This is a genomic window from Endothiovibrio diazotrophicus, from assembly GCF_054657215.1.
Window position 1 is genome coordinate 79583 of the sequence record NZ_BAAHXB010000008.1, and the last position, 12239, is coordinate 91821.

A 12239-nucleotide genomic window follows, 5' to 3' on the forward strand; every position below is an offset into this window, starting at 1 on the left:
AGGCGCAGCCCGGTGCGCTCCCCGGTCGGCTGCCCGGCGAGGAGCGTGAGCAGGGCGCGGATGCTACGCGATCATCGGCCCGCTGCTGGCGGGCCTCCAAAAAGGTCCGCGCGCCGCCGGTTTCCGCACGCTGATAGTCCTCAGAACCGAAAATTCATGCAACACTGGGTCTACGTTGTCGTCAGCAGCCAAAATCGCCGTCGTTCCCGGTGTTTCAAGAGGCCCATCAATTGGTTCTCTTAAGCCAGCATTAAGCTTTTTTTCATGTTCCCCTTATACCTTTTTGTAAATTTTTCGTATTTTTTTCGATAATTCTAAAAGAACAGCCTTCAGCTTAAATTTTTATCGTCGATAACGTCCCTGTGCCCGGGCATCTCTCCCGGGCGACACCCCCTACAGAAACCGAAAGGAGAAGTGGAACATGAACGTCAACAGCGTCGGAATGGGCTCCCTGGCCGTCGAGGCCATGAACGCCGCCAAGAGTGCCACCGCCCCCAAGCCCGCCTCGGGAGAGTCCGGCGAGAGCGCCGCGCAGGAGGCGGGCGAGTCCCGTCAGACGGAGATGGCCGAGGGCGAGCGGGGTTCGATCATCAATACCCACGCCTGACGGAGGCTCTCGTCGGGGAGGACGAAAAGGACCCGGCGCCACGCGGCACCGGGTCCTTTTCCCCGGGGCAGACACTCCGCCCTTCCCCCAACCGAGTCACCTTCCACACTCAGCGACTTTCGGTGGAAGATGTGCTTGGACCTCGATCGGAACCCGGGTGGGCGATGGAAAAAAGGGCGCTCTGGATGATGCGCATGCCCACGACAACCCATCTAGTGGACACCATCGGCGTTTGACGCTAGTCTGGCCGAGTCCCAAATAGTCTCCCCGAACGGCCGCCACCGCGTCGCCGGATCGTGGGCCAACTCGTGGAATCCGGGAATGAACAACAAGATCAAGCGCTCGCTGTTACTGCTCGCCGCAGCCTCCCTCGCCGGCTGCGCAACGAAGAGTCAATACCCGCTCGCCGAGACCTATCCCTACGCGACCCAGCAGAAGATGCAGGCCGCCCACCACTGGGAGCTGCTCGCCGATGACGTGGCCGGGCGTATCACCACGTCCCTGGAGGGTTACCTGAAGGCGGGTAGCCGGGTCGGTCTCTCCTGCAGCAGCACGGCCTGCGGCGGCACCGTCAGCCACTGCGCCACCCCCTTCAATCAGGTCTTCCGTGAAATGCTGATTACCAAACTGGTGGAGAAGGGGGCTACGGTGCAGCAGCGCGGAGGTGCCGATCTCGACGTCGAGTTCCACGCCCAAGTGCTCCGCCACACCGACCGCGGGTACCTCCGCCCGCGCCCCGGCACCTACACCGCGCTGGCCGCCGGTCTGTGGGCGGTGCACGATCTGGCGGAATACGGGGCAACCCACGACACCGCGGTCTTCAACCTGCTGGGCGCCGGCGTGTTGGCGGACATCGGCAGCGGCTACCTCACCGATACCCCCGACACCGAGGTGATCATCAACGTTTCGGTCACCCGCAACGACACCTACCTGTTCCGCAAGACCGGCATCTACTACATCAACGACGGCGACGACGCTCACTACCAGGAGCAGTGCCACACCCCGACCCGGCGTTTCCAGGTCACCGACCGGTAACCCTCGACGTCGTCCTTAGTCTGCAGGAAACAGGGCCCATGAACCACAAGATCACCCGCTTTTCGGCACTGCTGCTGATCGCCCTCCTGGCCGTCGGCTGCACCGCCACCACCACCGCGACCCGCGAGAAGAGCCACCCGGACTCCCGGCTCACCACTGCCTTTTACAAGGCCAGCGAGCAGTTGATCGCCAACCTGAACTCCTCGCTCGACCCCGCCAAGCCGCTGATCGCCGCCAGCTTCGTCAGTGTCGACAGTCTGGAACAGTCCTCCTCACTCGGCCGCATGGCCACCGAGCAGGTCACCTCGCGACTGGTTCAGATGGGCTTCCACGTGGTCGAGACCAAGTTGCGCGACAACATCTATATGGCACGGGAACAGGGTGAATTCCTGCTCTCGCGCGAGCTGCGCAACATCAGCAACCAGCACGACGCCCAGGGCGTGCTGGTCGGCACCTATGCGGTCGGGGCGGACACCGTGTTCATGACGGTGCGCCTGATCCGCGCCGCCGACAGCAAGATCATCGCCTCCCACGACTTCTCCCTGCCGATCGACAACGATGTGAAGGAGCTGCTCTCCGAACGGCGTGCCGTCAATCGGAGTAGCCGCTTCTACCGCTGAAGGCGCGGGCGCCCGGCATTTTCTCCCCTTCCGCGGTCGACGGATCACTCCACCCGGTGACCATCGGCACCTCCTGCACCGCCTCCGCGTGGTGGCGGGCCATCGAGATCAGCATGCTGGGCGGGTTGGCCGCGAAACGGGTCATCACCCCCCTCCCGCGGCCGATTCATCCATCGTCCAACAGATTCCCGGAAAGCGCCAACAGCATGCCCTGCGCCTTGGCGCGGGTCTCCTCCAGCTCCCGCTCGGGATCGGAATCGGCGACGATGCCGGCGCCAGCCCGCAGGGTGACGCGACGTCCGTCCTGGACCAGGGTGCGGATGAGGATGTTGAGATCCATGGAGCCGTCGCGGTTGAGGTAGCCGAGAGAGCCGGTGTAGGCACCCCGTCCCACCCCCTCCAGCTCGGCGATGATCTCCATGCAACGCACCTTTGGACACCCGGTGATGGTGCCTCCGGGGAAGAGCGCGCGGATCACCTGTCCCGGCGTGACCCCGTCGCGCAGCCGGCCGCGGACGTTGGAGACGATGTGGTGGACATGGGCGTAGCTCTCCAGCACCATCAGCTCGCTCACCTCGACGCTGCCGGGGACGCAGACCCGCCCCAGGTCGTTGCGCTCCAGGTCGATCAGCATGATATGCTCGGCCCGCTCCTTGGGGTGACCGAGCAGTTCACACGAGAGACTGGCGTCCTCTTCGTCCCCCTTGCCGCGCGGGCGGGTACCGGCGATCGGACGGGTCTGCACCAGATCCCCACGCCGCTCCACCAACCGCTCGGGCGAGGAGCTGATCACCCCGCCCGCCCCCGCCAGCACCAGGGCCGCAAAAGGGGCGGGATTGCTGCGGCGCAGCCGGGCATAGAGATCGACCGGGCCGACCCCGGCCGCCAGCACTCCGCGCCAAGCGCGGGCCAAGTTCACTTGAAAGACGTCGCCGTCGTAGATGTAGCGCTTCACCCGCTTCACGCCATCGATGTAGCGCTGTGGGTCATCCTCCTCCAAGGCGCCCGACAACACCTCGCCGAAGAACGGCTCGACCGGCCCCGCCGCCGTGAAATCGGCGGCCATCACATCGAGCAGGTGTTCAAATCTCCGCTCCGCCACCAGATGAAGCAATCCCGTCCGGTGATCTCGAATGGCCGCTGCGGGAACCCGGGTAGCGAATGCGGCCGGCATGCCGTCGTCGGCCGGCGGCAGGCTCAGGACCGGCTCCACTTCGGCGGCCGTCTCGTAACCGAGGTAAAGAAACCAGCCACCGACGAAGGGAAGATCCGTGCGTGACGGGGCGATCCGCTCGGCGGCCCACCATTGGTCGAGCCGTTGAAGAAAACCATCCGGGGCACGATCGAGCCGTCGGCGCTCCCCCGGAAAGGCGAAGAGCAGGTCGTAGCGGGCCTGGGCCGGGCCGTGGGCGACGCTTTCGAGCAGATAGGGATAGCGGGAGGGATTGGCCCGCATCAGGGCCAGGGGGTCCCGGTGGTGGTCCAGGGTGCGGACCACCACCGGTGCGTCGTCGGTCGGCGCGATCACACCTTCCTGAGGACCAGGGTACCGTTGGTGCCGCCGAAACCGAACGAGTTGGAGATGGCGACGTCGATCTTCATCTGTCGGGCGGTGTTGGGCACGTAGTCCAGGTCACAGGCCGGATCGGGGTCGGTGAGATTGATGGTGGGCGGTGCCACCTGGTCGCGGATCGCGAGCGTGGTGAAGATCGCCTCGATACCACCGGCGGCCCCCAGCAGGTGACCGGTCATCGATTTGCTGGAGGAGATCGCCAACCGATGGGCGTGGTCGCCGAAGGCGGCCTTGATGCCGTCGCTCTCCCCCTTGTCGCCGGCCGGGGTGGAGGTGCCGTGGGCGTTGACGTAGTCGACCCGGGAGGGGTCGACCGCGGCGTCGCGCAGCGCGTTGAGCATGCAGCGTTTGCCCCCCTCGCCCCCCTCGGCCGGCAGGGTCATGTGGAAGGCGTCGCCACTCATGCCGAAGCCGACCACCTCGGCGTAGATGCGGGCACCACGGGCCTTCGCCCGCTCGTACTCTTCGAGCACCACCACACCGGCGCCGTCGGCCAGCACGAAACCGTCGCGCCCCTTGTCCCACGGACGGCTGGCGCCGGCGGGGTCGTCATTGCGGGTGGAGAGCGCCCGGGCGGCGGCGAAGCCGCCGAGGCCTGTAGGGGTGGTGGCCATCTCGGCACCGCCGGTCACCATCACGTCGGCATCGCCGTAGGCGATCATGCGCGCGGCATCCCCGATCGAGTGGGTGGCGGTGGCGCAGGCGGTCACCAGGGCGATGTTGGGACCCTTGAAACCGTAACGGATCGAAACGTTGCCGGAGATCATGTTGATGATCGCGCTCGGTACGAAGAAGGGCGAGATCCGCCGCGGCCCCTTCTCCTCGAAGGTGGAGTGAGTATGCTCGATGGTACCGATACCACCGATGCCGGAACCGATGGAGACACCGATCCGCTCGGCATCCGCCTCGTCGTCGGTGAGCCCCGCATCCCGAATCGCCTGAGTCGCGGCGGCGAACCCATAGTGGATGAAGGGGTCCATTTTCTTCGCCTCTTTCGGCGACATGTATTGGCTAACGTCGAAGTCGCGGATCTCGCCGCCGAAACGAACCGAGAAATCGGCCGTATCGAAATGGGTGATCGGACCGATCCCACTGCGGCCGGCGAGGAGATTCTCCCAGGCCGTCTCCACGGTGTTGCCTACCGGGGAGATGATACCCAGACCGGTGATCACGACGCGTCTGTTACCCAACAACGGAAAGTCCTCTCGACTTCGCGCGGCCCCGCATCATCGATCGGCGGGGCCGCGAATGACCAATACAAAAGGCCGCCGACCCCAAGGGGCGGGCGGCTCTTGGGAGCACTTAGACGATTAGCCCAAGTTGGCGTTGATGTAGTCGATCGCCTGCTGGACGGTGGTGATCTTCTCGGCCTCCTCATCGGGGATTTCGCACTCGAACTCCTCCTCCAGGGCCATCACCAGTTCGACGGTGTCCAGCGAATCCGCGCCCAGATCGTCGACGAAAGAGGCTTCGGTGGTCACCTCGTCCTCTTTGACGCCCAGCTGCTCGACAACGATCTTCTTGACGCGTTCTTCAATGCTACTCATGACGGTTATATCCTCCCAGTGAGTTCCAGAGGCAGCGCGGACGCCGCCGCCGGTATTGTATTGAAATCCCGTTCGCCGATCTAGCTCGATCTCCCCCTCGGAAAAGGGGGGACCACCGACGCAACGAGAAGGACAGAAAAGCTTTATATATCAACAGGCTACCGGATATTCCCGATTTCAAATCCGAAGGCCGGAATCAGCTCATGTACATCCCGCCGTTGACGTGCAGGGTCTCGCCGCTGACGTAGCCGGCCTCCGGCGAGGCGAGGAAGACAACCGCGTTGGCGATATCCTCCACCTGACCGAGACGGGCCAGCGGGATCTGGCCGGTCAACGCGGCACGCTTCTCGTCGCTGAGCGCCCGGGTCATGTCGGTATCGATGAAGCCGGGGGCCACTACGTTGACGGTGATCCCGCGCGAGCCCACCTCGCGGGCCAGGGACTTGCTGAAACCGATGATCCCCGCCTTGGCGGCTGCGTAGTTGGTCTGGCCGGGATTGCCCGTGACACCCACGATGGAGGCGATGGAGACGATGCGGCCACGGCGCGCCTTCATCATGCCGCGCAGCACCGCCTTGGAAAGGCGGTAGACCGAGCCGAGGTTGGTAGCGATGATCGAATCCCACTCCTCGTCCTTCATCCGCATCAGCAGGTTGTCGCGGGTAATGCCGGCGTTGTTGACCAGCACGGTGATCTTGCCGAAACGCTCCTCGACCGCCTCGATCAGCCCGTCGACCGAGGCCTGCTCGGTAACGTCGAGCACCATCCCGGCGCCCGCGATCCCCGCCTCACGCAACGCCGCATCGATCGCCTCCGCACCTTTTTCCGAGGTGGCGGTACCGATCACCGTGGTGCCACGGGCGCCGAGGGCCATGGCGGTGGCGCGGCCGATGCCGCGGCTGGCGCCGGTGACCAGCGCAATCTCGTTCTGCAAGGACATGGCTTCCCCCTTTTCCCAATCTAGCCGCCATTCACCGCGGCGAGCGCCTGCTCGATGCCACTGGGATCGAACACCGCAACGGTATCAATCTTCTTTTCGATACGGCGGTTGAGCCCGGCCAGCACTTTGCCGGGACCGCACTCCACCATCAAACCTGCGCCCCGGGCGGCGATCCAGCGGACGCTCTCCACCCACCGCACCGGCTGGTGAAGTTGGCGCACCAGCGCGTCGCGTATCGCCGCGGGGTCGTCGTAGACGGCCACGTCGGCGTTGTGGACCACCGGAATGGCCGGCTTCGACACCTCGACGGCCGCCAGCTCCGCGGCCAGCCGCTCCGCCGCCGGCTTCATCAGCGCGCAGTGGGAGGGGGCGCTCACCACGAGCTTCACCGCCCGCTTCGCCCCCGCCCCCTTGGCCGCCGCCAGCGCACGGTCCACCGCGGCGCTGCTACCGGCGATCACCACCTGACCGGGGGAGTTGAAATTGACCGCCTCCAGCACGTCGCCATGCGCGTTTTCGGCGCAGACCGCGCGCACCGCGTCATCGTCCAGACCGAGGAGGGCGGCCATCGCGCCCTCCCCCTCCGGCACCGCCTCCTGCATGAAACGGCCACGGGCGGCCACCAGCCTCACCGCATCGACGAACGGGATGGCGTCGGCGGCAACCAGCGCCGTATATTCACCCAGGCTGTGACCGGCAACGGAGGCCGGAACGGCCCCCCCCTGCTCCAGCCAGACGCGCCACACGGCGATACCGGCGGCGAGCATCGCGGGCTGGGTCTTCTCGGTGCGATTGAGCTCCTCCTCGGGCCCCCCGGCCACCAGCGACCAGAGATCATAACCGAGGGCGTCGGACGCCTCACCAAACGTTTCGCCCACCAGCGGAAAGGAGGCGGCGAGATCGGCGAGCATTCCGACCGACTGGGAACCCTGACCGGGGAAGAGAAAGGCGAGATTGCTATTCATTTAAAAATCAAGGAATTCTAGAGGATTAACAGGATTTGGCGGGATTGACAGGCCAGAATTTAATGGAATCAGGCAACTACCGAACACCTCAGGCAAACCTGTAAATCCTGAAAAATCCTGTTAATCCTGTCCATTTCTTCTCTTTAGAATTTCACCAGGGCGGAACCCCAGGTAAAACCACCGCCGAACGCCTCCAGCAGCAGCGTCTCGCCGCGCTTGATGCGCCCGTCGCGCACCGCGGTGTCGAGCGCCAGCGGGACCGAGGCGGCGGAGGTGTTGCCCTGCTCGTTGACCGTCAGCACCACCCGCTCCATCGGCATCTTCAGCTTCTTGGCGGTGGCGGCGATGATCCGGGTATTGGCTTGATGCGGGATCAGCCAATCGACGTCGGACTTCTCCAGCCCATTCTTTTCCAGGGTCTCGTCGACGATGCGGCCCAGGGTATTGACCGCCATCTTGAACACCTCGTTGCCACGCATCTGGATGAAGCGGCTTTCACCATCGAGCGCGTCATAGCCCTGGGAGGGACCCCACGGCACCTGCAGCAGTTCGTCGTAACCGCCATCGGCGTGCAGATGGGTGGAGAGAATCCCCGGCGCTTCGCTCGCCTCCAGCACCACCGCTCCGGCACCGTCACCGAACAGCACGCAGGTGGTGCGATCGCTCCAGTCGACGACCCGCGAGATCGTCTCCGCCCCCACCACCAGGGCACGCCGGGAGGAACCGGCGCGAATGAAGTTGTCGGCCACGCCGAGGGCATAGACGAAGCCGGTGCACACCGCCTGCACATCGAAGGCCGCGCCACCATTGGCACCGAGGCGATGCTGGAGCAGCGCCGCGGTGCTCGGGAAGATACGATCGGGGGTGGTGGTGGCGACCACGATGAGGTCGATCTCCGCGGCCTCGCAACCGGCCATTTCGATCGCCCGCCGCGCCGCCCGCTCCGCCAGGTCGCAGGTGGTTTCGCCATCGGCCGCCAAGTGGCGTTTCTCGATGCCGGTGCGCTCGCGGATCCATTGATCCGTGGTGTCGACGAACTTTTCCAGATCGGCATTGGTCATCACCCGCTCGGGGAGATAGCCACCGGTACCGGCGATACGGGAGTAGGTCAAACCGCTTGCCTCTCAATCAGTTGGCTCTCCACCCGCTGGCGGATCGCCTGGGGCACCTGCTTGCGCACCTCAAGCATGGCGATGCGGATGGCATTGCCGAAGGCAAAGGGATCGGCCCCACCATGGCTCTTGATGACGATGCCGTTGAGCCCGAGCAGGCTGGCACCGTTGTAGGCGCGGGGGTCGTGGGCGGCACGAAAACGCCGCAGCACCGGCAGGGCGAAAACGGCGGCGAGCTTCGAGTACCAGCCCCGCTTGAACTCCGCCTTCATGTTGTGGCTGATCATCTTCGCCAGCCCCTCGGTGGTCTTCAGGAAGACATTGCCGACGAAGCCGTCACAAACCACCACGTCGGCCTTGCCCTTGAAGATGTCGTCCCCTTCGACGAAGCCGATGTAGCGAAGTTCCGAACGCTCCAACAGCGCGTGGGCCTCCTTCACCTGCTCGTTGCCCTTGATGTCCTCCTCGCCGACGTTGAGCAGCCCCACCGCCGGTTCGGCGATGCCATCCACCGCGCTCACCGTGATCGAGCCCATTACACCGAACTGGAACAGGTGCTCGGCCGAGCAGTCCACATTCGCCCCGAGATCGAGGACGTTGGTGTGCCCACGCAACGAGGGGATGGCGGTCATGATCGCCGGTCGATCGATCCCCGGCAGGGTCTTCAACACGAAGCGGGCGGTAGCCATCAACGCTCCGGTGTTGCCGGCGCTGACCGCCGCGTCCGCCCCCCCCTCCTTCACCAGATTGATCGCCACCCGCATCGAAGAGTCCTTCTTGTTGCGCAGGGCGAGCGCCGGCGGATCGCTCATCTCCACTCTCTGGGAGGCGTGCTGGATCCGCAACCGCTCGCCCACCACCCCCTTTTCGGCGGCGAGGCGCAAGGACACCGCCTCCCGGTCGCCGACCAGGATCAGCTTCAACTCGGGATGCTTGCGAAGGGCTTTCAACGCCGCCGGCACCACCACGTCGGGACCGAAGTCACCGCCCATGGCGTCCAGCGCAATCGTGATCGCGGTATCCGTCATACGGATCGGGAGTCGGATAACCACCGCCGCCGGACGGCAAAGCCCGGCGTGATTGCGGTGATTACTCGGCGTCGCCGGAGGTATTGATCACCTTGCGGCCCTTGTAGAACCCGTCGGCGGTGACGTGGTGACGGCGATGGGTCTCGCCGCTGCCGGCATCGACGGAGAGGGTCGGCCCCTTGAGGGCATCGTGGGAACGGCGCATGCCACGCTTGGAGGGGGTCTTGCGGTTCTGCTGAACGGCCATGGTCAGGCTCCTGAAGTTACAACCTTGATAAACAAAACATTCACCGGTCCGAGCCGCCCTCATCCGGCGCCTCGCGTTTGAGCGCGGAGAGCGCCGCAAACGGGTTCTCCCGCGGCGGCGCCTCCTCGGGCTCCGCCGCCGGCTCCGGCGAATAGCCCATCGAACACGTATCGTGACGGGCCACCGCCGGCAGCGCCAGCAGCAGCTCGTCCTCGATCAACGGAGCGAGTTCCATCGGCTCGGGAGCGACCAGCAACGGCTCGTACTCCTCCGGCAGACGCTCCGCCTCCTGCTCCCCGCGGACCAGCCCCAGGGAGAAGACGGCCTCCAGCTCCAGCATCACCGGCTGCAGACAGCGCTGACAGGTCAACGCCACCGCCGCCGCGACCGTCCCCTTCATGAACGGGCGGCCCGCGCCGTCGCGATCGAGCGCAAACTCCACCACGGCGTCGCCAACCGCATCCACGGCGGCCACGCGCAGCCGCGCCATCCGATCGAGGGGGATTCGCCCGCGGAATGCCCGCCCGCGGGAGGCATCCCGCAACAGATCCAGGCGTTCCGGCAAAGGCTCGAACATAAGCGGCGCATCATACGAAAGCACAGCGCCCATGTCAAAAATTTGTGCCTACCGAAATGCGAGGGCTCGGCACAAGATGTAGGGCTACCTCAGCGGCCCTTTCCCTTCATCTTGTGCACACCGCCCAAATCCGGGCAGGGCGGTGACAGCGTTGGACGCTCACAGGACGTGGACATCCTCCTCTTCCAGCAGCCTCACCAGGCGGATCAGGGGCAGGCCGATCAGGGCGTTGGGGTCATCTCCTTCCAGGCGATCGAAGAGCACGATACCCAGCGCCTCCGATTTGAAGCTGCCGGCACAGTTGTAGGGCTGCTCGGCCTGCAGATAGCGCTCGATCATGTCCTCGCTCAATTCGCGGAAGTGGACGTGGAACGGCTCCACCACACCCTGGGCCCGGTCGGCGGCACTGTTGTAGAGGCAGAGTCCGGTGAGAAAGGTGACCCGATGACCGGAGAGCCTCCGGAGCTGAAGCGCCGCCCGCGGGTGATCGCCCGGCTTGCCGAGCACCTCGACTCCCGCATCGGTGGCGAGCACCGCCACCTGATCGGAACCGATGATCAATGCCTCGGGGTGAAGTCCGGCGACCGCGCGGGCCTTCGCCTCGGAGAGGCGGGCCACCAGCATCTCCGGGGACTCGCCGGTCAACGCCGATTCATCAACGTCCGGTGACGCTGTCTCGAACGGCAGACCGAGCTTGGAGAGCACCTCCCGGCGAAACGGCGAGGTGGATGCGAGCACCAGCGGAAGCGTCATCATGGAAAATCTCAAGAAGAGGGGTCCGCAAATGAACGCGAATAAATAAGCAGGCGGGCCAAAAGCCCGCCCATAATCTCTTCATTCGCGTTTATTTCGCGTTCATTTGCGGAAAAATTCTTAAGGGGCGTTCTCCAGCTCGGAGGCGCCCTCGCCGCCCTCCTTGGGCGGGGCGACCAGATCGGCCTTGCTCACCCCGAGGGCCAGGGCGACGGTACTGGCGACGTAGATGGAGGAGTAAGTACCGATCACGATGCCGACGATCAGCGCCAGGGAGAAGTTGTGGATCACCGAGCCGCCGATGAAGAACAGCGCCACCAGCACCAGCAGCGTGGTCCCCGAAGTCATCAAGGTACGCGACAGGGTCTGGGTAAGGGAGACGTTGACCACCTCGACCGGCCCCTCCTTGCGCATCTTGCGGAAGTTCTCGCGGATACGGTCGAAGACCACGATGGTGTCGTTGAGCGAATAGCCGATCACCGCCAGCACCGCCGCCAGTACCACCAGATCGAACTCCAACTGGAACACCGAGAAGACGCCCAGGGTGATGATCACATCGTGGATCAGGGCGATCACCGAGCCGAGGGAGAAGCGGTACTCGAAACGCATCGCCACGTAGATGAGGATGCCGATCAGCGCGTAGAGCATCGCCAACCCGCCGTCATTGACCAGTTCGCCACCCACCTGGGGACCGACGAACTCCACCCGGCGCATCTCCGCTCCGGCGTCCCCCTTCTTCAGGGCCGCCAGCACCCGGCTGCTCAGCTCGGCGCTGTTCTCCCCCTCCTTCGGCGGGGTGCGCACCAGCACGTCGCGGGCGGTGCCGAAATGCTGCACGACCGCCTCCTCGACCCCCCCCGTCTTCAGTGCGGAGCGTACCTCCGGCAGGTCCACCGGCTGGGGATAGCCCACCTCGATCAGGGTACCGCCGGTGAAGTCGATGCCGAAGGAGAGCCCACGGGTCGCCAGCGAGATGATCGAGACGGCGATCAGCAGCGCGGAGAAGAGGATCGCAGACTTGCGATACCCCATGAAGTCGATCATTTTGGCGTCTATCAATTTCATTCGGTTAGGACTCGTTTGGGACTCATCTTGAGCGGAGCGCCCGCTGATTATAACGGGGTCATCCTCGGTTAGTGTCTCGGATCACCCATTCGTTCCGTGCCGCCGGCACTAAGGGCTCGCGAAAGAATAACTTCCTGTTTTGGAACGCCGAGCCACTCCGCCCGGCGGCG

Annotated in this window: 15 protein-coding genes; 3 read left to right on the forward strand and 12 right to left on the reverse strand. The window is 64.8% G+C overall.

What is annotated here, in order from left to right; genetic code table 11:
• The first annotated feature begins 421 nt into the window (after positions 1-421).
• The 3 genes from ACYQ2W_RS03980 to ACYQ2W_RS03990 all read left to right on the forward strand — a co-directional run bounded on the left by ACYQ2W_RS03980 (position 422) and on the right by ACYQ2W_RS03990 (position 2262).
• Positions 422-607, forward strand: a complete 186-nt coding sequence (locus ACYQ2W_RS03980; protein WP_459863452.1) for a hypothetical protein — start codon at positions 422-424, stop codon at positions 605-607.
• Between the two features lie 321 nt (positions 608-928).
• On the forward strand, positions 929-1642 hold the full coding sequence (locus tag ACYQ2W_RS03985; RefSeq protein ID WP_459863454.1) for a hypothetical protein: 714 nt from the start codon (positions 929-931) through the stop codon (positions 1640-1642).
• 38 nt (positions 1643-1680) lie between these two features.
• Positions 1681-2262: a FlgO family outer membrane protein gene (locus tag ACYQ2W_RS03990; protein ID WP_459863456.1), complete on the forward strand. Its 582-nt coding sequence runs from the start codon at positions 1681-1683 to the stop codon at positions 2260-2262.
• Here the strand turns inward: ACYQ2W_RS03990 and ACYQ2W_RS03995 are convergent.
• The 12 genes from ACYQ2W_RS03995 to secF form a co-directional block, all read right to left on the reverse strand.
• Positions 2234-2407, reverse strand: coding sequence for a hypothetical protein (locus tag ACYQ2W_RS03995; protein WP_459863458.1), 174 nt, complete (start codon positions 2405-2407; stop codon positions 2234-2236). The two genes, ACYQ2W_RS03990 and ACYQ2W_RS03995, sit on opposite strands and share 29 nt — an antisense overlap.
• 21 nt (positions 2408-2428) lie before the next feature.
• A complete protein-coding gene (locus ACYQ2W_RS04000; RefSeq protein WP_459863479.1) occupies positions 2429-3763 on the reverse strand; it encodes an aminodeoxychorismate synthase component I in 1335 nt (444 codons plus the stop codon).
• A gap of 23 nt (positions 3764-3786) precedes the next feature.
• Positions 3787-5025 (reverse strand): beta-ketoacyl-ACP synthase II, encoded by a 1239-nt coding sequence (gene fabF / locus ACYQ2W_RS04005; protein WP_459863481.1) that lies wholly within the window; start codon positions 5023-5025, stop codon positions 3787-3789.
• Between the two features lie 120 nt (positions 5026-5145).
• On the reverse strand, positions 5146-5382 hold the full coding sequence (gene acpP / locus ACYQ2W_RS04010) for an acyl carrier protein (protein WP_459863460.1): 237 nt from the start codon (positions 5380-5382) through the stop codon (positions 5146-5148).
• A 196-nt stretch (positions 5383-5578) separates the two neighbouring features.
• A complete protein-coding gene (gene fabG / locus ACYQ2W_RS04015; RefSeq protein WP_459863462.1) occupies positions 5579-6322 on the reverse strand; it encodes a 3-oxoacyl-ACP reductase FabG in 744 nt (247 codons plus the stop codon).
• A gap of 20 nt (positions 6323-6342) precedes the next feature.
• Positions 6343-7287 carry an ACP S-malonyltransferase gene (fabD, locus tag ACYQ2W_RS04020; RefSeq protein ID WP_459863464.1) on the reverse strand — a complete coding sequence of 315 codons (945 nt, stop codon included), beginning with the start codon at positions 7285-7287 and terminating at the stop codon, positions 6343-6345.
• Positions 7288-7430: 143 nt separating this feature from the next.
• Positions 7431-8399, reverse strand: coding sequence for a beta-ketoacyl-ACP synthase III (locus tag ACYQ2W_RS04025; protein ID WP_459863466.1), 969 nt, complete (start codon positions 8397-8399; stop codon positions 7431-7433).
• Positions 8396-9427 (reverse strand): phosphate acyltransferase PlsX, encoded by a 1032-nt coding sequence (plsX, locus tag ACYQ2W_RS04030; protein ID WP_459863469.1) that lies wholly within the window; start codon positions 9425-9427, stop codon positions 8396-8398. The genes ACYQ2W_RS04025 and plsX overlap by 4 nt, the downstream gene beginning before the upstream one ends.
• 61 nt (positions 9428-9488) lie before the next feature.
• A complete protein-coding gene (rpmF, locus tag ACYQ2W_RS04035; RefSeq protein ID WP_459863471.1) occupies positions 9489-9674 on the reverse strand; it encodes a 50S ribosomal protein L32 in 186 nt (61 codons plus the stop codon).
• 40 nt (positions 9675-9714) lie between these two features.
• Positions 9715-10251, reverse strand: coding sequence for a YceD family protein (locus ACYQ2W_RS04040; RefSeq protein WP_459863473.1), 537 nt, complete (start codon positions 10249-10251; stop codon positions 9715-9717).
• Between the two features lie 159 nt (positions 10252-10410).
• A complete protein-coding gene (locus ACYQ2W_RS04045; RefSeq protein ID WP_459863483.1) occupies positions 10411-11004 on the reverse strand; it encodes a Maf family protein in 594 nt (197 codons plus the stop codon).
• A 120-nt stretch (positions 11005-11124) separates the two neighbouring features.
• Positions 11125-12069 carry a protein translocase subunit SecF gene (secF, locus tag ACYQ2W_RS04050; RefSeq protein ID WP_459863475.1) on the reverse strand — a complete coding sequence of 315 codons (945 nt, stop codon included), beginning with the start codon at positions 12067-12069 and terminating at the stop codon, positions 11125-11127.
• Between the last annotated feature and the right edge of the window lie 170 nt (positions 12070-12239).

Excerpts from the sequence above, each read along its gene's own strand:
- ACYQ2W_RS03980 (WP_459863452.1), top strand. The coding sequence starts at position 422 with ATGAACGTCAACAGCGTCGGAATGGGCTCCCTGGCCGTCGAGGCCATG.
- ACYQ2W_RS03985 (WP_459863454.1), top strand. The coding sequence starts at position 929 with ATGAACAACAAGATCAAGCGCTCGCTGTTACTGCTCGCCGCAGCCTCC.
- ACYQ2W_RS03990 (WP_459863456.1), top strand. The coding sequence starts at position 1,681 with ATGAACCACAAGATCACCCGCTTTTCGGCACTGCTGCTGATCGCCCTC.
- ACYQ2W_RS03995 (WP_459863458.1), bottom strand. The coding sequence starts at position 2,407 with ATGACCCGTTTCGCGGCCAACCCGCCCAGCATGCTGATCTCGATGGCC.
- acpP (WP_459863460.1), bottom strand. The coding sequence starts at position 5,382 with ATGAGTAGCATTGAAGAACGCGTCAAGAAGATCGTTGTCGAGCAGCTG.
- fabG (WP_459863462.1), bottom strand. The coding sequence starts at position 6,322 with ATGTCCTTGCAGAACGAGATTGCGCTGGTCACCGGCGCCAGCCGCGGC.
- fabD (WP_459863464.1), bottom strand. The coding sequence starts at position 7,287 with ATGAATAGCAATCTCGCCTTTCTCTTCCCCGGTCAGGGTTCCCAGTCG.
- plsX (WP_459863469.1), bottom strand. The coding sequence starts at position 9,427 with ATGACGGATACCGCGATCACGATTGCGCTGGACGCCATGGGCGGTGAC.
- rpmF (WP_459863471.1), bottom strand. The coding sequence starts at position 9,674 with ATGGCCGTTCAGCAGAACCGCAAGACCCCCTCCAAGCGTGGCATGCGC.
- ACYQ2W_RS04040 (WP_459863473.1), bottom strand. The coding sequence starts at position 10,251 with ATGTTCGAGCCTTTGCCGGAACGCCTGGATCTGTTGCGGGATGCCTCC.
- ACYQ2W_RS04045 (WP_459863483.1), bottom strand. The coding sequence starts at position 11,004 with ATGACGCTTCCGCTGGTGCTCGCATCCACCTCGCCGTTTCGCCGGGAG.
- secF (WP_459863475.1), bottom strand. The coding sequence starts at position 12,069 with ATGAAATTGATAGACGCCAAAATGATCGACTTCATGGGGTATCGCAAG.